We start from the raw sequence: 22,592 nt of genomic DNA on the forward strand, positions 1-22,592 counted from the left end.
CTGATTTATTTTTCGGATTGGCGAAAGCCAGACGAGTGACGCTTCAAGCAATTGAGGTGGAGCTCATGATAAATCAGGCCATTAGATTGGCAATGGATATGCCTGACCGTTAGGTAAATTAATGCGCCCAACAGCTGTCAGGTTCTCGCACACCAACCGTAGTGCGATGCGTCGTCGTAGTGGCTTTGTTGCTGCTCCAACGGCTAAGAAATTGGCTCCTACAATGACTCTAGTTGAGAAGACTGCTTTATTAGCACCGACTACAACGAAAGTGATTAAAGCCGCTTAACAAAAAGCGCAGTTTTTACTGCGCTTTTTTCTTGCCCGCTCCCATCTTGAAATGTGTTTACACATTGGTATTCCCTACCCGATTTGATACCTTAGCCACAAATCATTATAAAATTTGTGGAGAAATAAAGTATGAAGTGTCACCGCATTGAAGAACTGCTTGAACTGATGGAGCCTGAGTGGCAGAAAGATCAAGAGCTTAACCTATTAGAGTTCATCATTAAGCTATCAAAAGAAGCGGGCTACCAAGGCAAGCTTGAAGAACTGACTGACGATGTTCTTATCTATCACCTAAAAATGCGCAACAGCGAAAAAGATGAGATGATCCCGGGCCTGAAAAAAGACCAAGAAGATGATTTCAAAACCGCAATTCTAAAAGCACGTGGCCTTCTTTAGTCGCCCGTTAGTTTAGAGCTCAATTGCCGTATAGATAAAACACTCAATTTTAAAAAGCGACCACCAGGTCGCTTTTTTGTTTCTGTTCGCTATTTTTTCGTCACAACTGTTATGACTTTTGTTGTTAAAGGTTGATAGCGTTAAAGAAATGAGAACAAGATTGTCGCTATAATCGCCATCCATAAGAATCTTCTAAAATAATAAGAGTGAGTGCGATAACAACAAATGCACCAAGCTCAATTTCAACAGGTTCTCTAAACCATACTTTCAAGTAATGTCGTCATGCCCGACTTAACCGGGCAAACAAGCCACAAAAAGGATAGTCCATGAGTCAGGATAAAATCGATATCAAAGATGTGACTCCTAAAACCTTTAACCCGAAAACACATAAAGGTAATGGAGATCGATTTAACCCAAGTAACCGAATCTATGTTCGAGAAAGCAAAGGTAAATTCCAACAACTGCGTCGCTATGGCGGTTGGTTCTTACTTTTACTTTTTGCGCTTATCCCATGGATTCCCTTTGGTGAACGTCAAGCGATCTTGCTCGATATCGGCAGCCAACAGTTCAACTTCTTTGGCACCACCTTATACCCGCAAGATCTGACCCTACTCGCGATCCTATTTATGATTGCCGCGTTTGGCCTGTTTTTCATAACCACCTTCTTAGGCCGTGTCTGGTGTGGCTATTTATGCCCACAAACCGTCTGGACCTTCATGTATATCTGGTTCGAAGAGAAGCTAGAAGGCGCTGCCAATAAGCGAAGAAAACAAGACTCGGGCAAACTGACGAGCAATTTAATCCTCAGAAAAACCCTCAAACACATTGCGTGGTGGGCGATTGCCATTGCGACGGGCTTAACCTTTGTTGGTTACTTCATCCCAATCAAAGAGTTAGTGGTTGGCTTCTTTACCTTTAACTCGTCTTTCTGGCCGGTGTTTTGGGTACTGTTCTTTGCTGGATGTACTTATGCCAATGCGGGTTGGATGCGTTCAATTGTTTGTCTGCACATGTGTCCTTACGCGCGTTTCCAGTCGGCAATGTTCGATAAAGACACCTTCATCGTTGGTTACAACACAGAACGTGGTGAAAGCCGTGGCCCTCGCTCTCGTAAAGCCGATCCAAAAGAGCTTGGTCTAGGCGACTGTATTGACTGTAATCTGTGTGTACAAGTGTGCCCTACGGGTATCGATATCCGTGACGGCCTGCAATATGAGTGTATTAACTGCGGCGCGTGTATTGATGCCTGTGACAACACGATGGAGCGTATGGGCTATGAGAAAGGTCTGATTAACTACACCACGGAGCATAGGCTTGAAGGTCACTCAACTAAGGTGATGCGTCCTAAATTATTGGGCTACGGTGCAATACTTGTTCTCATGCTTGGCTTGTTCTTCGTACAAATCGCCAGTGTCGACCCTGCAGGCTTGAGCGTTCTGCGTGATAGAAACCAACTGTCTAGAGTCAATAACCAAGGGTTGGTTGAAAACACCTACACCTTGAAAGTGATCAACAAGACTCAACAAGAGCAAGAGTACAAACTCGATGTTAGCGGACTGCCCGATTCTATCTGGTATGGTAAACAGACGATTACTGTCGATCCAGGCGAGGTTTTGAACCTACCTATCAGTTTGGGCGCCGACCCAGAAAAACTGAGCTCACCAGTTTCGACAATTCAGTTTATACTCTCGGATAATGAAGAGTTTACGATGGAAGTCGAAAGCCGCTTTATCAAGAAGCTCTGATACCAGTCACCTTAGTACTAGGTATAACAACCCAATAAATGGAAAAAGGCTCAGTAATGAGCCTTTTTTATTATATGACGATGCAAGCCTTTAACTTTGATAACCTAACCCCTGACTTCATGTGGTACGCACTGGAGAGCATTGGAGTTCGTGCTGAATCCGGGCTTCTCGCTCTCAACAGCTACGAAAACCGGGTGTATCAATTCACCGATGAAGACCGTAAGCGCTACGTCGTTAAGTTTTATCGTCCGCAACGCTGGAACAAGGCACAGATCCAAGAAGAGCATGACTTCGCACTCGAGCTTATCGAGCAAGAGATGCCTGTTGCTCCTCCAATGCGAATCAACGGTGCAACCTTACATGAATACCAAGGCTACCTATTTGCACTATTTGAAAGTGTTGGCGGCAGACAGTATGAAGTTGACAATCTAGATCAATTGGAAGGCGTAGGACGCTTTCTTGGTCGTATTCATAAAGCCAGCGCGGGAAGAACATTCCAGCATCGCCCGACCATCAGCTTAGATGAATACCTTTATCAGCCACGTAAGATTCTAGAGAACTCTCAGTTTATCCCGATGCACCTAGAAAATGCCTTCTTCAATGACGTTGACCTTCTGATCAAAGAGCTAGAGAGCCAGTGGCCGAGCAACATTGAGAATATCCGCCTGCACGGTGACTGCCACCCTGGCAATATTTTGTGGCGCGATGGGCCAATGTTCGTCGATCTTGATGACGCACGTAACGGCCCTGCGATACAAGATCTGTGGATGCTGCTCAATGGCGAGCGCCAAGATAAGCTGATGCAACTGGATATTTTGCTAGAGAGTTACCAAGAGTTTTGCGATTTTAATACCGCACAACTGAAACTAATCGAACCACTACGCGGTCTACGTATGGTGCATTACATGGCATGGTTGGCGAAACGATGGCACGATCCTGCGTTTCCTCTGGCCTTCCCGTGGTTTAATGATCCGAAATATTGGGAGCAACAAGTACTTGCTTGTAAAGAGCAAATTGCTACCCTGCAAGAGCCACCACTTTCGTTAATGCCTCAGTGGTAACAGCAATCGCAACATACAACTAGATAAAAATTCAAACATAATGGAGATTGGATAAATGAAAAAGCTATTCGCATTTTTCTCATTGATCATGTTGAGCCTTACCGCTCACGCTGCGAAATTTAACGAAGGTGAACACTACAAAGTTCTCGACCTAGAAGCATCAAAAAAACCAATGGTGACAGAGTTCTTCTCTTTTTACTGCCCACACTGTAATAGCTTTGAGCCAATCATCCAGCAGCTAAAACAACAGCTACCTAAAGACGCTAAGCTACAGAAGAACCATGTTTCATTCATGGGTGGCAACATGGGTCTGCCAATGAGCAAAGCTTACGCGACAATGATTGCACTGAAAGTTGAAGATAAAATGGTGCCAGTGATGTTTAACCGCATCCACACAATGAACAAGCCACCACGTGATGAAGAAGAACTGCGTCAAATCTTCCTAGACGAAGGCGTTGATGCGAAGAAATTCGATGCTGCGTATAACGGCTTTGCTGTAGATTCTATGGTTCGTCGCTTCGACAAAGCATTCAAAGACAGCGGCCTTTCAGGTGTACCCGCTGTTGTGGTTAACAACCGCTACCTAGTAGAAGCTCAAGGTATCAACTCTCTTGATGAGTACTTCGAGCTCGTGAACTTCTTATTAAAGAAGTAAGCCATTGATGAAAGGAAGCTTCGGCTTCCTTTTTTTTTTTGCTAGTTCAAAAATCATTATTGATAAATAATTAACCTGGAAGTTTAAAGCTTTACTGCTATTAATAACCCGTCCTAAGAACCGGTGGGCAAGGAGCCCTTGAATGAAAATAAAAATAACTCTCTTGGCATTGAGCGTTGCGGCTTCTCCCGCTTTTGCCAAGCTTGCAGACCAACAAGGTTTCAGTGGTGAAATCTCTCTCAATACCGGGGTTACCTCTTCCACCTCGAACTTTAATACCGATGCTGATAGCAATCTTTCATCCACAGATCAGAAGGCTTCTTCGGAAAGCTCTTTTCTGGTTGCTCCTTTAGGTAGTGTTGCTTATACCTTTGGTGAAAAGCTAAACCATCAGGTATACACAGGTACCGCGCGAGATGATGTAGCAACAGGTACTGTAGTTCTCGAAGTCGGTTACAAATACCAACTTGAGTCAGGCATGGTGATCGACGCTTCACTGCTGCCAACCATTATGTCTGGTGAAACTTGGGCTGATCCATACAACACCACATCAGCTCGCACCAAGACCGATGAAACTGGCAATGCGTTTCGTTTGAAGCTAAGCAACATTGCGGGCTCAGCTTTCTCGCTAGACATGGCCTATGCGACCAAAGATGTCGACAAGGATGATATTCAAGATCAAGAGCTCAAACGAGATGCCAATACTCTCTACTTGAAAGGTCAATATCGCCTGCCACTTAGTCGTACCATGATGCTTATTCCATCCGTCATCTATCAAACACGTGATGCTGATGGTAAAGCTGAATCTTACGACCAATTCGGTGGTGAGGTAAGCTTGTTTGGTGGCATGGGGCGTCACAAGTACGCACTAACAGCGGGTTACAACCAACGCTCTTACGATGCGAGCAACCCGATCTACGACAAGAAACGCAGCGACGACAATATCAACCTATTCGCCGCCTATGAGTATGATCAATTCATGGATTGGGAAAACTGGTCGTTTATTTCACTGGCAGGCTACGGCACCAGCGACTCGAACATTACCTTCTACGACGAGTCTCAATATATAGTTTCAGTTGGCTTGAACTACAAGTTCTAACCTTAGCGAGTATGAACTGCAATCCAACGAAAGCCTGCATCTAAGCAGGCTTTTTCTGCTTGCTAGACAGCTTGAGCCGTGAGTTGTTTCAGCAAGCGATCCATCGCGCGATAGCCTAGCGCTTCTGATAGATGTTTCTTTTCGATCTGCTCGTTACCGTCAAGGTCGGCAATGGTTCGTGCCACCTTAATAATTCGATGATAAGCACGAATCGATAAACCCAAGCGATGTAGTGCTGTCTCAAGAAACTCTGCATCTTCGCGTCGCAGTGGGCAATACTTCTCAATTTCTCGGCTACCTAACAGTGCATTCGATTTATGGTTGCGAGATAGCATTAACTCTCGCGCCTGCCTAACCCTTTGCTTAACTACTTGAGTGGTTTCACCGCGATCACCACCTTCGGCCAACATTCCTTTTGGCAACAGAGGTATCTCCAATGACATATCGAACCTATCCAGCAAGGGCCCAGATAAGCGATTGAGGTAACGCAGGATGATCTGTGGGTTGGCGCGTGCCTGGTTACCTTCGTAATAACCCGTTGGACTTGGGTTAAGTGCACCGACCAATTGAAAACGCGCAGGAAAACGAGTCTTGCCCGCAGCACGGGAGATAATGATCTCGCCCGACTCTAGCGGCTCTCGCAGTGAATCAAGCACCTTACGCTCAAACTCCGGCATCTCATCTAAGAACAATAAGCCGTTATGCGCTAAAGAGATCTCTCCGGGGCGAGGCACCGAACCACCACCCACTAATGCCGCCATTGAACTGGAATGGTGAGGAGAGCGAAAAGGTCGTTGCTTCCAGTTGTATTGATTGATTTCTTGTTGCGTTAACGAGGCCACCGACGCGGTTTCCATCGCTTCGTCATCACTCATTTCAGGTAATAGGTCACGCAGTCGAGAAGCGAGCATAGTTTTTCCGGTTCCGGGTGGGCCAAGAAACAATAAGTTATGATTCCCAGCAGCGGCTATCTCTAGAGCTCGCTTTCCTTGTTGTTGGCCGATAATATCTTGTAGGTCGCGAAGCACTGAAACATCAGCCTGATGATGTTCCGTTCTATATAGCCCAAGCTGAGCCTGTCCACACATGTCAGCACAAACCTCCAACAAGGTTTGTGCAGATTTATGCGCTCCCTTGCCCACCAGCGCAGCCTGATCACCGTTATGATGTGGGACAACTAAGCATCGCTCTACACTGTCGGCGGCTAACGTCGCAGGCAAAACGCCCTTTACCGAGCGAAGTTCTCCTGACAATGCCAACTCACCGATAAATTCATGTTGAGCTATTTTTGATGTCGGAAGCTGATCTGACGCCACCAAAATCCCAAGCGCGATGGGCAGGTCAAAACGGCCACCTTCTTTGGGCAAATCGGCTGGGGCGAGATTGACCGTGATTCTTTTCGATGGAAACTCAAAGCGAGAATTGATGATCGCGCTTCTCACTCGATCTTTAGATTCCTTGACCGTTGTTTCAGGTAGACCCACCAGCGTGAAGCCAGGCATTCCGTTGCTTATATGCACCTCAACGGTCACTTCTGGCGCCTCTACACCCACACTAGCTCGGCTATGAATTATCGCGAGTCCCATAACTTTCCTTTGTCTTTGATTTAAAAGTATTCGCTCTGGATATTCGTTGCTCACCAAAGCGATAAGGTTGTTATATAGCTTGGTGGAATGGTATTTTAATGTGAAAAAAGAATGACATTTCCCTTGTCATGCGGCAGATTTGTGTGATAACACTAGAGATGTAGACATTTACTGAAGACAATAAACGAGAAAACTCGAATATTATGATTTTTAACGCTCGCATTTACGCACTGATTAACCTGATTATCGTAGTCATTATTAAGACTGCGCGGGGGCGAGTGGGAAGAAAGTAACCACGAATTAGAAAAAACCCCCGCACTGACAAGTCCGGGGGTTTTTTCTAATTTAAACATTCGATTTTTATATTTTTGAGCATTTTCGGCTTTGCCGATTTACAGGAAGAATGGGAGCACAAGATGTGCAGAGACAAAGGAAACAGTTACCAAAATAAAGGTAATACGGGAGAATTCCGATGAAAGGCGCAGAACTAGTCGTATCCGCACTCAAGCAACAAGGAATTGAGACCGTATTTGGTTACCCCGGTGGTGCCATCATGCCAATCTACGATGCACTCTATGACGGCGGGGTTGAACATATCCTATGTCGCCATGAGCAAGGCGCCGCTATGGCCGCGATCGGCATGGCTAGAGCAACACAAGATGTCGCTGTTTGTATGGCAACCTCGGGACCAGGTGCAACCAACCTAGTCACTGGCCTTGCTGATGCCTTTATGGATTCAATCCCATTGGTTGCTATCACAGGTCAGGTTGCAAGTTCCCACATTGGTACCGATGCATTCCAAGAAATGGATGTGATTGGTATGTCTCTGTCATGTACTAAACACAGCTACCTAGTAACTGATATTGAAGAGCTAGCTCCAACCCTCGCTGAAGCGTTTGTGGTAGCAAAGTCTGGCCGCCCTGGCCCGGTTATCGTCGATATCGCTAAAGACGTTCAACTAGCAGAAGCACCTGTTAACGCTCTTCCTGAATTTACTCCACCCGCAATTCCTGTTGCGACAACTGATGCCATTGAACAGGCACAGTACTTTTTGTCTCAAGCGACCCGTCCTGTTTTATACGTAGGTGGTGGTGTTCAACTTGCTAAAGCAACCGATGCGGTTCGTGAGTTTTTACGCCTAAACCCAATGCCAGCAGTAAGCACACTGAAAGGCTTGGGCACTATCGAACGTGACGACCCACACTACCTTGGCATGCTGGGTATGCACGGCACTAAAGCCGCTAACCTTGTGGTTCAAGAGAGTGACCTGTTGATTGTTGTCGGTGCTCGTTTTGATGACCGAGTAACTGGCAAACTCGATACCTTTGCGCCGCATGCTAAGGTTATCCATATCGATATCGATGCCGCTGAGTTCAGCAAACTGCGTCTTGCCAATGCGCCAATTCGCGGTGACATCAACAAGATCATGCCTCAACTAGAGCTAAGCCAAGACATCTCCTCTTGGGTTCATCACTCTGAAGGTCTTCGTAGCTCATTCAAATGGCGTTACGACCACCCTGGTGATCTGATTTTTGCTCCACTGCTGTTGAAGCAACTGTCAGACATGATGCCAGCAAGCTCTATCGTATCGACTGATGTGGGCCAACACCAAATGTGGGCAGCTCAGCACATTCAGCCTCGCGATCCACAGAACTTCATTACCTCTGCCGGTTTAGGCACCATGGGCTTTGGCTTGCCAGCTGCAATGGGTGCTTCGGTTGGGCGTCCTGATGACCAATCTATTCTTATCTCTGGTGATGGCTCGTTCATGATGAACATTCAAGAGCTTGGCACATTGAAGCGTCGTCAGATCCCAGTGAAGATGGTACTGCTTAATAACTCTCGTTTGGGCATGGTTCGCCAATGGCAATCGCTGTTCTTTGATGGCCGCCACAGTGAAACTATCTTAGATGACAACCCTGATTTCGTGATGCTCGCGAAAGCGTTCGATATCCCGGGCAAAACCATCACTCGTAAAGAAGAAGTAGAACCAGCATTGAAAGAGATGCTAGAGAGCAAAACCGCTTACCTACTTCATGTTCTTATCGATGAAGAAGAAAACGTATGGCCACTAGTACCGCCAGGTGCTTCAAACAGTGAGATGTTGGAGAACACATAACATGAAAAGATACCTATTAGACATCAAAGCCGATGATAAGCCTGTACTACTAGAGCGTGTTCTTCGTGTTATCCGCCACCGTGGCTTTATTGTTAAGCAAGTTGCGGGCACTCAAAACCACGAAAGCAAAGTGGCGAGTGTTGAGATCATCGTAGACAGTGACCGTCCGATCTCGTTCTTGGTAAACCAAATCGAAAAGCTGTGGGATGTACGTACCGTTGACGTTATCTCGATCAGCCGTAATGAACTGCCAAACAACAACTTACAACAAAAGATAAACGCATAAGGAACCGCAAACATGACAGCTAAAACAGCAGACTATATTTGGTTTAACGGTGAGATGGTTCCTTGGGCAGAGGCGAACGTTCACGTCCTGACTCACGCAATGCACTACGGTACTTCTGTGTTTGAAGGTGTTCGTTGTTACAACACACCAAAAGGGCCGGTTATTTTCCGTCACCCTGAACATGCTAAGCGCCTAAAAGACTCAGCAAAAATCTATCGCTTCCCTATTCCTTACACTGAGGAAGAAATTATGGAAGCGACTCGCGAAACGGTACGCCAAAATAAGCTAGAGTCAGCGTACATCCGCCCTCTAGGTTTCGTAGGTAACGTTGGTTTGGGTGTCTGCCCGCCAGAAAATACTGAGATGGAACTGATCATCGCTGCTTTCCCTTGGGGGTCTTACCTAGGCGAAGAAGCACTAGAAAACGGCGTTGATGCAATGATTTCTAGCTGGAACCGTGCCGCTCCAAACACGATCCCAACCGCAGCAAAAGCCGGTGGTAACTACCTATCTTCACTACTGGTTGGTGGTGAAGCTCGCCGTCATGGTTACGATGAAGGCATCGCTCTGAGTGTTGATGGTTACCTTTCTGAAGGTGCAGGTGAGAATATCTTTGTAGTACGCAATGGCGTGCTATCAACGCCACCAGCGACCAGCGCAATTCTGCCGGGTATCACTCGTGATTCGATCATGACACTAGCAAAAGACATGGGTTATGAGATCCGTGAAGAGAACATTGCTCGTGAAGCGCTATACCTTGCCGATGAAGTATTCATGACAGGCACAGCGGCGGAAATCGTTCCGGTTCGCAGCGTAGACAAAATTACAGTAGGTGAAGGCAAACGCGGTCCTATCACTGAAAAAGTTCAAGCGGCTTACTTTGGTCTATTCAATGGAACCACTGAAGATAAGTGGGGCTGGTTAGACTACGTTTACCCAGCAGACCAAACTTCAGAAAACCAAACGCAAACAACTAAGTAAGCAACAGCCAAATATTTTATAAGGATTTAAGCAATGCCAATCTATCGTTCAGCAACGACTACCCACGGACGCAACATGGCTGGTGCGCGCGCTTTATGGCGTGCAACTGGCGTTAAAGATGATGACTTCGGTAAGCCAATCATCGCAGTTGTAAACTCTTTCACTCAATTCGTACCAGGCCACGTTCACCTTAAAGATATGGGTCAATTGGTAGCAGGTGAAATCGAGAAAGCGGGCGGTATCGCTAAAGAATTCAACACCATCGCAGTTGATGATGGTATCGCAATGGGTCACGGTGGCATGCTGTACTCACTGCCATCACGTGAGCTTATCGCAGACTCAGTAGAGTACATGGTGAATGCTCACTGTGCGGATGCGATGGTATGTATCTCTAACTGTGACAAAATCACTCCGGGAATGATGATGGCTGCAATGCGCCTTAACATCCCAGTGATCTTTGTATCAGGCGGCCCAATGGAAGCAGGTAAAACCAAGCTTTCCGATCAAATCATCAAGTTAGACCTTGTTGATGCAATGATTCAAGGTGCCGATCCAACGATTTCTGATGAGCAAAGTGAGCAAGTAGAACGTTCTGCGTGTCCGACATGTGGTTCTTGTTCAGGTATGTTCACGGCTAACTCAATGAACTGTCTAACTGAAGCGCTAGGCCTATCTCAGCCTGGTAACGGTTCTATGCTAGCAACGCACGCAGACCGTGAAGAGCTATTCATCAATGCTGGTAAGCGCATCGTTGACCTAACCAAGCGTTACTACGAGCAAGATGACGAATCAGCACTGCCTCGTAACATCGCAAACCGCGCAGCATTTGAAAACGCGATGGCACTGGATATCGCAATGGGCGGTTCTAGTAACACCGTTCTTCACCTATTGGCAGCAGCTCAAGAAGGTGAAGTCGAGTTTGATATGGGTGATATCGACGAGATGTCTCGCCGCGTTCCACACCTATGTAAGGTTGCGCCTTCAACACCTAAATACCACATGGAAGACGTTCACCGCGCTGGTGGTGTTATGGCTATCCTAGGTGAACTAGACCGCGCAGGCCTACTGAACAACCAAACTCGCACTGTACTTGGCCTAAGCATGCAAGAGCAGCTAGCTCAATACGACATCATGCAGACAGAAGACGAAGCGGTACTTAAGTTCTTCCGCGCGGGCCCAGCAGGTATTCGTACCACCAAAGCCTTCTCACAAGATTGCCGTTGGGATCGTCTTGATGACGACCGTAAAGAAGGTTGTATCCGTACTAAAGAGAACGCATTCAGCCAAGAAGGCGGCCTGGCGGTTCTTTCGGGCAACATCGCGGTTGATGGCTGTATCGTTAAGACAGCAGGCGTTGATGAAGAAAACCTGAAATTCCAAGGCCCAGCTATCGTATTTGAAAGCCAAGATAGTGCTGTTGATGGCATCTTAGGTGGCAAAGTGAAAGCGGGCGAAGTGGTTGTTATTCGTTACGAAGGTCCTAAAGGTGGTCCGGGCATGCAAGAAATGCTCTACCCAACTACCTACCTAAAATCTATGGGTCTAGGTAAGTCTTGTGCTCTTCTAACTGACGGACGTTTCTCTGGCGGTACATCGGGTCTGTCTATCGGTCACGCTTCTCCAGAAGCAGCAAGTGGCGGTGTGATTGGTCTAGTAAACACTGGCGATATCATCACTATCGACATCCCTAGCCGTTCGATCACACTTGATGTGCCTGAAGCTGAACTAGAAGCGCGTCGTGTTAAGCAAGACGCACTAGGCTGGAAACCAGAAAACCGTCAGCGTGAAGTGTCTTTCGCACTGAAAGCTTACGCAAGCATGGCGACCAGTGCCGACAAAGGCGCAGTACGTGATAAGTCTAAACTTGAGGGCTAACTATGAGTGATGACACCTCCAGTCCCCAGAAACAAACTGGCGCAGACTATCTGCGTCAGATCCTGAGAGCGCCGGTTTACGAAGCTGCAATCGTAACACCTCTACAGGATATGCCGCGTTTAAGCGCGCGCATTGGTAATCAGGTTCAGCTTAAACGAGAAGACCGTCAGCCGGTGCACTCGTTCAAGCTACGTGGTGCCTACAACATGGTATCAAGCCTTTCTGAGCAGCAAAAAGCCGCAGGTGTGATTGCTGCATCGGCGGGTAATCATGCTCAAGGTATGGCGCTGTCTGGTTCTAAGTTGGGAATTCAGACTACGATTGTGATGCCAAAAACCACACCAGACATCAAGGTTGATGCGGTACGTGGATTTGGCGGTAAAGTGGTTCTACACGGCAGCAACTTTGATGAAGCCAAGGCAGAAGCCGAGCGTCTTTCTGCTGAACATGGCTTTACCTTTGTGCCTCCATTCGATCACCCATTGGTGATCGCCGGACAGGGCACCATGGGTATGGAAATGCTTCAGCAAAATGGTCACATGGATTACATCTTTGTGCCTGTCGGTGGTGGTGGTTTGGCTGCGGGTGTTGCCGTGCTAGTTAAGCAATTGATGCCGGAAATAAAAGTCATCGCGGTTGAACCTGAAGATTCATCTTGCTTGAAAGCAGCACTGGATGCCGGTGAGCCAGTAGTACTGGATCAAGTCAGCATGTTTGCCGATGGCGTTGCGGTTAAGCGCATTGGTGAAGAGACATTCCGTCTGTGTCAGCAGTACATCGATGGTCACATTGCCGTGTCTAGCGATGAGATCTGCTCTGCGGTCAAAGACATCTTTGAAGACACTCGTGCGATTGCCGAGCCTTCTGGTGCGCTTGCTCTGGCTGGTTTAAAGAAGTTTGCAGAGCAGAACCAACTGCAAGGCAAACAACTGGCAACTGTACTTTCTGGTGCTAATACCAACTTCCATGGTCTGCGTTATGTCTCTGAACGTTGTGAACTAGGTGAGAAGCGAGAAGGTCTACTTGCGGTTACGATTCCAGAGCGACAAGGAGCATTCCTAGAGTTCTGTAATATCATTGGCGGCCGTGCTGTGACTGAGTTTAACTACCGTCATAACGATGACAGCCTAGCGAACATCTTCGTCGGTGTACGTCTCAATGGTGGACAAGAAGAACTCGATCACATCATCAACGACCTGCGTGAAGGTGGCTATCCAGTCGTCGATCTGTCTGATGATGAGATGGCAAAACTGCACATTCGTTACATGATTGGTGGCAAACCATCAAAACCATTGAAAGAGCGCCTATACAGCTTCGAGTTTCCTGAATACCCAGGAGCATTGATTAAGTTCCTTGATACCTTAGGTACCCATTGGAATATCAGCCTGTTCAACTACCGTAACCACGGCGCTGATTACGGCCGTGTATTGTGTGGATTCGAACTGGATGATGATGATTTAGCTCAGTTCTCAACACATCTACGAGAGCTTGGCTATCAGTGTAAAGATGAAACCGATAACCCTTCCTACAAGTTCTTCTTGTCATAAGAGTTAACGACCGAATCAAAAAGAGCGAGTATTTACTCGCTCTTTTTATTGGTGCTGATTCAACTCAAACTTGAAAAGGATCTTCTCGCTAAGATCATTAGACCGCCTTGCGATGATCCAACCAATCTTGGTGAAGTTGCTCACTCGATCCTAGGTACTTCACCATCCATTCGATCAGTTTATGGTTATCGTCTTTTCGCCAGACCAAACAACAATGACTCTGCGGGCTCGGTTCAGGCAGTATTTTTTCCACCAACAAGCCTTGCTCGATAATTGGCGCGGCAATGTGCCTCGGCATATAACCCACCCCAACTCCATTCTTAAGACACTCTATGGCGCTATACCAGTTAGGTAACAATAGGCGTCTTTGATTTGAGTAATGGCCTGTGTGTCGCTTAGGGAGCACACTGGAGGTATCATCCAAGCAGATGGCTGGATATTGGCTCACGAACTCTTCATTGAGGTTCTGTTCGCGCACACACGGGTGACTTGGCGACATTACAAATGCCCAATCTAATTGCCCCATGTCTTTGACTTCAAAATCGCCACCAACTGGCACAGCTGAGGTGGCGCCAATCACGATATCCGCCCTGCCCTGTGCAATCGCTTCCCATGAGCCGTTGAATACCTCCATGTTGATCTGAAGTTCGGCAAACTCAAAGGTTTGATAGAACTCTTCAATCATCGGCTTCATCTTGTCGAGCTTCACCACATTATCGAGCGTCAGACGCAAGGTTTTCTTCCAACCTCGAGCTGCTCGACGAGTCTGGGCACTGACCTCTTCCATCTGCCTCAACAACGCACGTGCCTCTTCAATGAACAACTCACCGGCAGGTGTCAGCTCTACTTTTCTCGGTAAACGTCTGAAAAGTAGAACATCCAGCTCTTGCTCAACCTGCCTAACACCATAGCTGATCGCCGATGGTACTTTGTGCAATTGCTCCGCAGCAGCAGTAAAGCTACCTAAACGGGCAACCGTATCGAGCATTTCTAAAGAGGATTTAGAGAACATAAGCCTTCAAATTTTTTGATTGATAACTACATATTTTAGCGTTTTATTTTATCAGGTCTGAAAAATAGAATGTCAGCATAAATAAACAGGGGCTTTAACTTCTGTCTATCAAACAATTTTTTTGATGATAAATACATCACTACTTTTAGCTTAATGGCATCTTATGAATATTTCTAAATTTCAATTGGTCTACCTTGCAGTTCTTTCAATGCTTGGCTTTATTGCGACCGATATGTACCTTCCTGCATTTAAGGCAATGGAAGTTGATTTCGCAACCGGCCCAGAGCAAATTGCTCTGTCTCTAACGGTATTCCTTGGCGGTATGGCAATGGGTCAGCTTCTTTGGGGCCTAGCGAGTGACAAGTATGGTCACCGTAATACGTTGGCGGTTGGTCTTGTTATCTTTACTGCGGCTTCATTCGGCTTGGCATTCAGCACCGAGGTATGGCACCTACTGACACTACGCTTCATTCAAGCGATCGGTGTATGTGCTCCAGCGGTAATCTGGCAAGCAATGGTTATCAAGCGTTACTCACAAAGCAGTAGCCAACAAATTTTTGCAACCATCATGCCTTTGGTTGCGCTATCTCCTGCACTAGCACCTCAGCTAGGTGTGTTACTGGCGGATAGTTTTGGTTGGCACAGCATCTTCATCACATTAACCTTGATGGGTGCACTGCTAGTGGCGACAACAATGGCTCAACCAAAAGAAGCGCCTGAAGTAAAACAGACATCGATTAAGACAGACATCAAGATGTTGCTTAAATCAAAGCCTTACATGGGTAATGTTTTAATGTTTGCGTCAGCATCTGCAGCGTTCTTTGCTTACCTAACAGGTATGCCAGAGATCATGGCTCAACTAGGTTATGAAGCAAAAGACATCGGTTTGAGCTTTATCCCACAAACAATCGCGTTCATGGCGGGTGGTTACTTCGGTAAGCAAGCAGTGAAGAAATATGGCGATGGCGTTGTACTAAGAAACCTTATCGGTTTGTTCAGTGTAGCGGCGATGCTTATCTTTATCGCATCACAGTGGGAACTGACGTCAATCTGGCCTCTACTTGCGCCTTTCTGTTTGATTGCTGTCGCAAACGGCGCACTTTACCCAATCGTAGTAAACCGTGCTCTATCAAGCGCTAAACAGAGCCCAGCAACAGCTGCTGGTCTACAAAACAGCCTGCAAATCAGTATCAGTGGCCTATCAAGTGCATTGGTCGCGGCAATGGCTAGCCAAGCACTAAGCGCGACGGGTATTGCCGTTGTGATCTGTTTGGGTGCGTTGTGGGTTGGCTATATTGTTTCGAACAAAGAGCTTTCTGAACACTTCGCGACACCTGACAACTCTCGAGTAGTCGCTGACGAGAAACAAGACTAGTTTCTAAGTTAACGAAAACAAAAAAGAGCGAGATTACTCGCTCTTTTTTTATATCTAGATAAATAAGAAAAAGCCAGTAGCGGTACTACTGACTTTCATTTAAATCATCTTATTTGTTAAGAGACTACTTTTTCTTAGTCGGACGCTGCCAGTCAGCAATCTTACGTTCTTTCGCACGGCTGATAACTAGCTCATTTTCAGAAACATCGCGTGTTACGGTAGAGCCAGCTCCAACGGTAGCACCATTACCAATCGTAACAGGCGCGATTAATTGGCTGTCTGAACCAACGAATACGTCGTCGCCAATGATGGTCTTAAACTTATTCGCACCATCATAATTACAAGTAATTGCACCCGCCCCTACGTTTACACGCTGACCAATTTCAGCATCGCCCAAGTACGTTAGGTGATTCGCTTTAGAACCTTCACCAAGGCGAGTGTTCTTCACTTCAACAAAGTTACCAACGTGCGAATCGTTACGCATGTCTGCACCAGGGCGTAGGCGAGTAAATGGACCAACCGTACAGTCTTCACCAACAGTCGCTCCTTCGATTACGCTGTATGGACGAATAACTGTGTTGTCATCGATCTCACAGTCTTTCAGCACGCAGCCAGTGCCGATAACCACGTTGTCGCCAATGCTTACGCTGCCTTCGATGATAACATTAGTATCAATCTCAACATCCATACCGCACTGCAGTTCACCACGCAGATCAAAACGGCTTGGGTCACGAAGCATTACGCCTTGCTTCAATAGCTTATCTGCTTGCTCAGCTTGGTAAGCGCGCTCTAGACGAGCAAGTTGAGAGCGGTCATTCACGCCTTCCACTTCAATAGGGCTTACTGGATGTACTGCTTCAACCGCACGACCTTCGTCGTGAGCCGCTGCGATAACGTCAGTCAGGTAATATTCGCCCTGTGCGTTGTCGTTACTTAGACCAGACAACCAGCGCTTCAGATCGCCACCTGTCGCCACCATAACACCAGTGTTGATCTCTTTGATAAGCTTCTGCTCATCCGTTGCATCTTTCTGCTCAACGATAGCCACAACAGGGCCATTACGACGAATAATGCGACCGTATCCCATTGGGTTGTCTAGCACGACCGTAAGTAGCGCGATACCACCGTTTGGTTGAGCGTCTAATAGGTTTTCAATGGTTTCAGGTGAGATCAGTGGAACATCACCGTAGAGCACCAATACTTTTTCATCATCAGCGAAATGTGCAGATGCTTGATCCACCGCGTGGCCTGTACCCAGTTGCTCAGCTTGCAGTGCCCAATTTACAGATTCTTCAGCTAGAGTAGCCTTCATCTGATCACCACCGTGGCCGTAAACCAGGTTGATGTTTTGAGCGCCTAGACCATTACAGGTATCGATAACATGCTTCACCATTGGCTTACCCGCAAGTGTGTGCAGAACCTTTGGTGTGTTTGAATACATGCGAGTGCCTTTGCCCGCCGCGAGAATTACCGCGCTAAACTTCATTGTAAACCTATCCAACGTTATTTTTATTAAGCCGATATTGTAACCGTTTTTGGCCGAAAAATTAAATCGCAATAACCATTTAACCAGTAGTGATACGTAAAAGAAGCATTTTTGAGAACATCAAAAATGCAAAAAGGCGACCCTTAGGTCGCCTTTATCTCAGAGTCTATAATCTTAAAAAGACTAACGACGCTGTTTTGTCAGTTCGATAACTCGTAACTGAGCAATGGCTTTAGCCAGTTCACCGGCCGCTTGTGCGAAGTCTATGTCGCCATGCTGATTTTGGATATTCTCCACAGCCTTGCGTTTAGCTTCTTCCGCCTTTGCTGCGTCTAGCTCTTCACCACGGATAGCTGTATCAGCCAGTACAGTCGCTGTACCAGGCTGAACTTCTACCATACCACCAGAAACATAAATGATTTCTTCGTGGCCGTGCTGCTTAACAATACGCACCATACCAGGCTTGATAGCGGTCAGCAGTGGAGTATGACCATGGAAAATACCAAGCTCACCCTCACTACCGGTCACCTGAAACGTCTCAACAAGGCCTGAGAAAATTTGTTTCTCTGCACTTACAACGTCTAGGTGAAAGGTTATTGCTGCCATATCGCCTCCTAGTTAGCCTTATAGCTTCTTAGCATTCTCGATAGCTTCGTCAATTGCACCACAGTACATGAACGCTTGCTCTGGAATGTCATCGTATTCACCAGATAGAAGACCTTGGAAGCCACGTAGAGTCTCTTTAAGAGGTACGTAAACGCCTGGGTCACCTGTAAATACTTCCGCTACGTGGTAAGGCTGAGTTAGGAACTTCTCAATCTTACGAGCACGAGATACAACTTGCTTATCTTCTTCAGATAGCTCGTCCATACCTAGGATAGCAATGATATCTTTCAGCTCTTTATAGCGCTGAAGAGTAGACTGAACGCCACGAGCGATGTCGTAGTGCTCTTGTCCAACTACCAATGGATCCAGTTGACGTGAAGTAGAATCTAGCGGGTCGATCGCTGGGTATAGACCCATAGATGCGATGTTACGGTTAAGTACAACCGTTGCATCCAAGTGAGCGAACGTTGTTGCTGGAGACGGGTCAGTCAAGTCATCCGCTGGTACGTATACCGCCTGTACAGACGTGATAGAACCAGATTTAGTTGACGTGATACGCTCTTGGAGAACACCCATTTCTTCAGCTAGTGTAGGTTGGTAACCTACCGCAGAAGGCATACGACCTAGAAGTGCTGATACTTCAGTACCTGCTAGTGTGTAACGGTAGATGTTATCAACGAACAGTAGAACGTCACGACCTTCGTCACGGAAGCGCTCTGCCATTGTTAGACCAGTCAGTGCAACACGTAGACGGTTACCTGGTGGCTCGTTCATCTGACCGTAAACCATCGCTACTTTTGATTCTTCAGGTTTTTCGATGTTTACAACACCTGCTTCCTGCATCTCAAAGTAGAAATCGTTACCTTCACGAGTACGCTCACCTACACCTGCAAATACAGATAGGCCTGAGTGTTGAAGTGCGATGTTGTTGATAAGTTCCATCATGTTAACGGTCTTACCTACACCAGCACCACCGAATAGACCGATTTTACCACCCTTAGCGAATGGACAAATCAAGTCGATTACTTTAACACCAGTTTCTAGAAGAGCTGTCTCGTTAGACTGCTCTTCGTAGCTTGGAGCTTCACGGTGAATGGCGTAATGCTCTTCAGCACCAATCTCGCCACACTCATCAATCGCGTCACCTAGGACGTTCATGATACGACCCAATGTCTTAGTACCTACTGGTACTGAGATTGGAGCGCCAGTATTTTCAACTGTCAAACCACGACGTAAACCATCAGAGCTACCCATTACGATTGCGCGAACTACGCCACCGCCAAGTTGTTGCTGAACTTCAAGAACTAGACGTTCTTGTACTTCATTAACATTCAGAGCGTCGTATACACGAGGTACTTCACCCTGTGGGAACTCTACGTCGACTACCGCACCGATGATCTGTACGATCTTACCTGTAGCCATCGTTAATCCTCTAACTATTTAGTTTTACCTAAGCTTAAACCGCAGCTGCGCCTGAAACGATCTCAGAAAGTTCTTGTGTAATCGCCGCTTGACGCGCTTTGTTATACACAAGTTCTAAGTCATCAATAATGTCACCAGCGTTATCTGTTGCTGATTTCATTGCAATCATTCGAGCCGCTTGCTCACAAGCAAGGTTCTCAACCACACCTTGGTACACTTGAGATTCGACATAGCGAACCAATAGTGCATCTAGTAGTGGTTTTGGCTCGGGCTCATAAATGTAGTCCCAAGAATGACTGCGTTTCATTTCTTCGCTGTCTGATTTAGGCAAAGGAAGTAATTGATCGATCGTTGGTTCTTGAACCATAGTGTTTTCAAACTTGTTGAACACTACGAACAGGCGATCTAATTCGCCTTCATCATATTTCTTCAGCATAACGCTTACAGAGCCAATCAAGTCTTCAAGGCTTGGACGATCGCCCAGACCAGAAACTTGAGCTGCTACTTTCGCGCCGCTGTTGTTGAAAAATGCTGTCGCTTTTGAACCTACAATTGCAAGTTCAACGTCAGCACCTTTCTCAGACCAATCTTTCATGTCGTTCATGGCTTTTTTGAACAAGTTAATGTTCAAACCACCACAAAGACCACGGTCTGTAGAAACGATGATGTAACCAACACGTTTGGCTTCACGTTCCTCAAGATAAGGATGCTTATACTCGAGGCTACCATTAGCCAAATGACCGATCACTTTACGCATTGTTTCTGCATATGGACGAGTAGCTTCCATTGCGTCTTGAGAACGACGCATTTTTGAAGCTGCTACCATTTCCATTGCTTTCGTAATCTTCTGTGTGCTTTTAACACTACCGATTTTATTACGTATCTCTTTTGCGCCGGCCATCGTTACTCTCCGTTAATGGTATGAGGTGGCCCTAAGACCACCTACCAATTACCAGGTCTGGGTTGCCTTGAAATCGTCAACAAGCTTCTTCAGCTCAGCTTCGATTTCTTTATTGAAAGCACCCGTTGTGTCGATCTGTGTTGCTAGATCGGCATATTGACCACGAGCAAACGACAGTAAAGCAGCTTCAAAGTCTAGAACTTTAGAAAGTTCAACGTCTTGAAGGTATCCACGCTCTGCAGCGAAGATTACTAGAGCTTGGTCAAATACAGACATAGGAGCGTATTGCTTCTGCTTCATCAGTTCTGTAACTTTTTGACCGTGGTCTAGCTGCTTCTTAGTCGCTTCATCAAGATCCGAAGAGAACTGAGCAAATGCTGCAAGTTCACGGTATTGAGCTAGAGCAGTACGGATACCGCCAGATAGCTTCTTGATGATTTTAGTCTGCGCCGAACCACCTACACGAGAAACTGAGATACCAGGGTCAACAGCTGGACGTACGCCCGCGTTGAATAGCTCAGTTTGTAGGAAGATCTGACCATCGGTAATCGAGATTACGTTCGTCGGTACGAATGCAGATACGTCACCAGCTTGCGTTTCGATGATAGGAAGAGCAGTTAAAGAACCCGTCTTGCCTTTCACTTCGCCTTTAGTGAATTCTTCTACGTAGTGTTCGCTTACACGAGCAGCACGCTCTAGTAGACGAGAGTGAAGGTAGAAAACATCACCAGGGAACGCTTCACGACCTGGTGGACGCTTAAGCAGTAGTGAGATCTGACGGTAAGCGACAGCTTGCTTAGATAGATCATCATAAACAATCAGTGCATCTTCACCGCGATCACGGAAGTATTCACCCATCGCACAACCAGCATACGGTGCAAGGTATTGCAGCGCTGCAGATTCAGAAGCCGATGCAACAACAACAACAGTGTTTGCTAGTGCGCCGTGCTCTTCTAGTTTGCGAACTACGTTAGCGATAGTCGACGCTTTTTGGCCGATTGCAACGTAGATAGAGAAAATACCAGAATTTTTTTGGTTAATAATCGCATCGATCGCCATCGCTGTTTTACCAGTCTGACGGTCACCGATAATAAGTTCACGCTGACCACGACCGATAGGGATCATTGAGTCAACTGACTTGTAACCAGTTTGAACAGGTTGATCTACCGATTTACGGTCGATTACACCTGGTGCGATAATTTCTACAGGCGAAGTCAATTTCGCATCAATAGGACCTTTACCATCAATTGGCTCACCTAGCGTGTTTACCACACGACCAAGCATTTCAGGACCTACTGGTACTTCGAGAATACGACCCGTACCTGTAACTTTCATGCCTTCCTGTAGGTCAGCATATGGGCCCATTACAACAGCACCAACCGAATCACGGTTCAAGTTAAGTGCTAGCGCGTAACGGCCACCCGGTAGTTCAATCATTTCACCTTGCATCACGTCCGCTAGGCCGTGAATGCTAAGGATGCCATCGCTTACCGAAACGATAGTACCTTCATTGCGAGCTTCACTAACAACGTCGAAAGATTCAATACGTTGTTTAATTAGATCGCTAATTTCAGTGGAATTAAGTTGCATGCTCCAATCCCCATTAAGACTGCAATGCATCGCTCAGGCGGTCTAAACGACTGCGCGCTGAGTTATCGATGACTAGGTCTCCGGCTCGAATAATAACTCCACTAAGTAGAGTCTCATCTATACTGCAATTCAGCTGAACTTTGCGCGCAAGGCGCAGTTCCAATTTGCTGATAATGCTTGTGCGTTGTTCTTCAGAAAGTTCAACAGCTGAAGTAACTTCAACGTCGATCTCTTTCTCATACTCTTTTTTGAGTATAAAGAACTCTTTACAAACATCAGGAAAAGCCATTAAGCGGCCATTCTCTGCCATCACTTTAATTAAGTTCTGGCCGAATTCATCAAATTGTTCGCCACAAATTACAATGAATACTTCAGCTAATTTTTCAGCAGTCATAGAACCGCTTAATAAATTATGAACATCATCATTTTGTGCCACTTCGGCAGCAAAAGTAAGCATTTGACCCCATTGGTCTAGCTCACCTTTATCTACCGCAAAGTCAAACGCTGCTTTAGCATAGGGGCGTGCGATTGTAGTCAAATCAGACATATACAGCCCCTTGCT

20 protein-coding genes are annotated in these 22,592 nt (G+C 46.5%); 12 read left to right on the forward strand and 8 right to left on the reverse strand.

Annotated features, from left to right (window positions below; all coding sequences use genetic code 11):
• The first annotated feature begins 121 nt into the window (after positions 1-121).
• The 6 genes from AB6E30_RS13125 to AB6E30_RS13150 all read left to right on the forward strand — a co-directional run bounded on the left by AB6E30_RS13125 (position 122) and on the right by AB6E30_RS13150 (position 5,244).
• Complete coding sequence (locus AB6E30_RS13125; protein ID WP_004739323.1) at positions 122-289, forward strand: hypothetical protein; 168 nt, start codon at positions 122-124, stop codon at positions 287-289.
• A 131-nt stretch (positions 290-420) separates the two neighbouring features.
• Positions 421-684 carry a YihD family protein gene (locus AB6E30_RS13130; RefSeq protein ID WP_009848104.1) on the forward strand — a complete coding sequence of 88 codons (264 nt, stop codon included), beginning with the start codon at positions 421-423 and terminating at the stop codon, positions 682-684.
• Between the two features lie 326 nt (positions 685-1,010).
• The gene (gene ccoG, locus AB6E30_RS13135; RefSeq protein ID WP_372103869.1) at positions 1,011-2,429 is read left to right on the forward strand and encodes a cytochrome c oxidase accessory protein CcoG; all 1,419 of its coding nucleotides are present in this window, start codon (positions 1,011-1,013) and stop codon (positions 2,427-2,429) included.
• 74 nt (positions 2,430-2,503) lie between these two features.
• Positions 2,504-3,490, forward strand: a complete 987-nt coding sequence (locus tag AB6E30_RS13140) for a serine/threonine protein kinase (protein ID WP_137001712.1) — start codon at positions 2,504-2,506, stop codon at positions 3,488-3,490.
• A 55-nt stretch (positions 3,491-3,545) separates the two neighbouring features.
• Positions 3,546-4,145, forward strand: a complete 600-nt coding sequence (locus AB6E30_RS13145; RefSeq protein ID WP_017063015.1) for a thiol:disulfide interchange protein DsbA/DsbL — start codon at positions 3,546-3,548, stop codon at positions 4,143-4,145.
• Positions 4,146-4,287: 142 nt separating this feature from the next.
• Positions 4,288-5,244 carry a DUF2860 domain-containing protein gene (locus AB6E30_RS13150; protein WP_017066751.1) on the forward strand — a complete coding sequence of 319 codons (957 nt, stop codon included), beginning with the start codon at positions 4,288-4,290 and terminating at the stop codon, positions 5,242-5,244.
• 62 nt (positions 5,245-5,306) lie between these two features.
• Here the strand turns inward: AB6E30_RS13150 and AB6E30_RS13155 are convergent, their stop codons facing one another.
• The gene (locus AB6E30_RS13155; protein WP_017058783.1) at positions 5,307-6,830 is read right to left on the reverse strand and encodes a YifB family Mg chelatase-like AAA ATPase; all 1,524 of its coding nucleotides are present in this window, start codon (positions 6,828-6,830) and stop codon (positions 5,307-5,309) included.
• Positions 6,831-7,302: 472 nt separating this feature from the next.
• Here AB6E30_RS13155 and ilvG point away from each other — a divergent pair, with 472 nt between their 5' ends.
• The 5 genes from ilvG to ilvA are packed head-to-tail and all read left to right on the forward strand — an operon-like array spanning position 7,303 to position 13,638.
• Positions 7,303-8,949, forward strand: a complete 1,647-nt coding sequence (ilvG, locus tag AB6E30_RS13160) for an acetolactate synthase 2 catalytic subunit (RefSeq protein WP_102321080.1) — start codon at positions 7,303-7,305, stop codon at positions 8,947-8,949.
• Between the two features lies 1 nt (position 8,950).
• On the forward strand, positions 8,951-9,235 hold the full coding sequence (gene ilvM / locus AB6E30_RS13165) for an acetolactate synthase 2 small subunit (RefSeq protein ID WP_017055442.1): 285 nt from the start codon (positions 8,951-8,953) through the stop codon (positions 9,233-9,235).
• 12 nt (positions 9,236-9,247) lie between these two features.
• Positions 9,248-10,216 (forward strand): branched-chain amino acid transaminase, encoded by a 969-nt coding sequence (locus AB6E30_RS13170; RefSeq protein ID WP_136977458.1) that lies wholly within the window; start codon positions 9,248-9,250, stop codon positions 10,214-10,216.
• A gap of 33 nt (positions 10,217-10,249) precedes the next feature.
• Complete coding sequence (gene ilvD / locus AB6E30_RS13175; protein WP_136977456.1) at positions 10,250-12,091, forward strand: dihydroxy-acid dehydratase; 1,842 nt, start codon at positions 10,250-10,252, stop codon at positions 12,089-12,091.
• A gap of 2 nt (positions 12,092-12,093) precedes the next feature.
• Entirely contained in the window at positions 12,094-13,638 is a 1,545-nt protein-coding gene (gene ilvA / locus AB6E30_RS13180) for a threonine ammonia-lyase, biosynthetic (protein WP_372103872.1), read from the forward strand.
• Positions 13,639-13,735: 97 nt separating this feature from the next.
• On the opposite strand, the gene punR is transcribed toward ilvA, so the two are convergent.
• The gene (gene punR, locus AB6E30_RS13185; RefSeq protein ID WP_372103875.1) at positions 13,736-14,650 is read right to left on the reverse strand and encodes a DNA-binding transcriptional activator PunR; all 915 of its coding nucleotides are present in this window, start codon (positions 14,648-14,650) and stop codon (positions 13,736-13,738) included.
• A 163-nt stretch (positions 14,651-14,813) separates the two neighbouring features.
• Here punR and punC point away from each other — a divergent pair, with 163 nt between their 5' ends.
• Entirely contained in the window at positions 14,814-16,025 is a 1,212-nt protein-coding gene (punC, locus tag AB6E30_RS13190; protein WP_017063021.1) for a purine nucleoside transporter PunC, read from the forward strand.
• 124 nt (positions 16,026-16,149) lie between these two features.
• Here punC and glmU read toward each other — a convergent pair whose 3' ends face one another.
• From glmU to atpH, 6 genes are all read right to left on the reverse strand, one after another.
• Entirely contained in the window at positions 16,150-17,511 is a 1,362-nt protein-coding gene (gene glmU, locus AB6E30_RS13195) for a bifunctional UDP-N-acetylglucosamine diphosphorylase/glucosamine-1-phosphate N-acetyltransferase GlmU (protein ID WP_017071780.1), read from the reverse strand.
• 183 nt (positions 17,512-17,694) lie between these two features.
• The gene (locus AB6E30_RS13200) at positions 17,695-18,117 is read right to left on the reverse strand and encodes a F0F1 ATP synthase subunit epsilon (RefSeq protein WP_004735742.1); all 423 of its coding nucleotides are present in this window, start codon (positions 18,115-18,117) and stop codon (positions 17,695-17,697) included.
• Positions 18,118-18,135: 18 nt separating this feature from the next.
• Entirely contained in the window at positions 18,136-19,539 is a 1,404-nt protein-coding gene (gene atpD / locus AB6E30_RS13205; protein ID WP_048610850.1) for a F0F1 ATP synthase subunit beta, read from the reverse strand.
• Between the two features lie 34 nt (positions 19,540-19,573).
• Positions 19,574-20,440 carry a F0F1 ATP synthase subunit gamma gene (gene atpG / locus AB6E30_RS13210; RefSeq protein WP_016794171.1) on the reverse strand — a complete coding sequence of 289 codons (867 nt, stop codon included), beginning with the start codon at positions 20,438-20,440 and terminating at the stop codon, positions 19,574-19,576.
• Positions 20,441-20,488: 48 nt separating this feature from the next.
• Positions 20,489-22,030 (reverse strand): F0F1 ATP synthase subunit alpha, encoded by a 1,542-nt coding sequence (gene atpA, locus AB6E30_RS13215; protein WP_102321083.1) that lies wholly within the window; start codon positions 22,028-22,030, stop codon positions 20,489-20,491.
• 13 nt (positions 22,031-22,043) lie between these two features.
• A complete protein-coding gene (atpH, locus tag AB6E30_RS13220) occupies positions 22,044-22,577 on the reverse strand; it encodes a F0F1 ATP synthase subunit delta (RefSeq protein WP_010433233.1) in 534 nt (177 codons plus the stop codon).
• Positions 22,578-22,592 lie beyond the last annotated feature (15 nt).

It is taken from the genome of Vibrio sp. 10N.247.311.12, from assembly GCF_041467515.1.
Taxonomy (GTDB): Bacteria; Pseudomonadota; Gammaproteobacteria; order Enterobacterales; family Vibrionaceae; genus Vibrio; species Vibrio crassostreae_C.

Bases quoted from the DNA above. Each gene is read 5' to 3' on its own strand.
- AB6E30_RS13125 (WP_004739323.1), top strand. From the start codon at position 122: ATGCGCCCAACAGCTGTCAGGTTCTCGCACACCAACCGTAGTGCGATG.
- AB6E30_RS13130 (WP_009848104.1), top strand. From the start codon at position 421: ATGAAGTGTCACCGCATTGAAGAACTGCTTGAACTGATGGAGCCTGAG.
- ccoG (WP_372103869.1), top strand. From the start codon at position 1,011: ATGAGTCAGGATAAAATCGATATCAAAGATGTGACTCCTAAAACCTTT.
- AB6E30_RS13140 (WP_137001712.1), top strand. From the start codon at position 2,504: ATGACGATGCAAGCCTTTAACTTTGATAACCTAACCCCTGACTTCATG.
- AB6E30_RS13145 (WP_017063015.1), top strand. From the start codon at position 3,546: ATGAAAAAGCTATTCGCATTTTTCTCATTGATCATGTTGAGCCTTACC.
- AB6E30_RS13150 (WP_017066751.1), top strand. From the start codon at position 4,288: ATGAAAATAAAAATAACTCTCTTGGCATTGAGCGTTGCGGCTTCTCCC.
- AB6E30_RS13155 (WP_017058783.1), bottom strand. From the start codon at position 6,830: ATGGGACTCGCGATAATTCATAGCCGAGCTAGTGTGGGTGTAGAGGCG.
- ilvG (WP_102321080.1), top strand. From the start codon at position 7,303: ATGAAAGGCGCAGAACTAGTCGTATCCGCACTCAAGCAACAAGGAATT.
- ilvM (WP_017055442.1), top strand. From the start codon at position 8,951: ATGAAAAGATACCTATTAGACATCAAAGCCGATGATAAGCCTGTACTA.
- AB6E30_RS13170 (WP_136977458.1), top strand. From the start codon at position 9,248: ATGACAGCTAAAACAGCAGACTATATTTGGTTTAACGGTGAGATGGTT.
- ilvD (WP_136977456.1), top strand. From the start codon at position 10,250: ATGCCAATCTATCGTTCAGCAACGACTACCCACGGACGCAACATGGCT.
- ilvA (WP_372103872.1), top strand. From the start codon at position 12,094: ATGAGTGATGACACCTCCAGTCCCCAGAAACAAACTGGCGCAGACTAT.
- punR (WP_372103875.1), bottom strand. From the start codon at position 14,650: ATGTTCTCTAAATCCTCTTTAGAAATGCTCGATACGGTTGCCCGTTTA.
- punC (WP_017063021.1), top strand. From the start codon at position 14,814: ATGAATATTTCTAAATTTCAATTGGTCTACCTTGCAGTTCTTTCAATG.
- glmU (WP_017071780.1), bottom strand. From the start codon at position 17,511: ATGAAGTTTAGCGCGGTAATTCTCGCGGCGGGCAAAGGCACTCGCATG.
- AB6E30_RS13200 (WP_004735742.1), bottom strand. From the start codon at position 18,117: ATGGCAGCAATAACCTTTCACCTAGACGTTGTAAGTGCAGAGAAACAA.
- atpD (WP_048610850.1), bottom strand. From the start codon at position 19,539: ATGGCTACAGGTAAGATCGTACAGATCATCGGTGCGGTAGTCGACGTA.
- atpG (WP_016794171.1), bottom strand. From the start codon at position 20,440: ATGGCCGGCGCAAAAGAGATACGTAATAAAATCGGTAGTGTTAAAAGC.
- atpA (WP_102321083.1), bottom strand. From the start codon at position 22,030: ATGCAACTTAATTCCACTGAAATTAGCGATCTAATTAAACAACGTATT.
- atpH (WP_010433233.1), bottom strand. From the start codon at position 22,577: ATGTCTGATTTGACTACAATCGCACGCCCCTATGCTAAAGCAGCGTTT.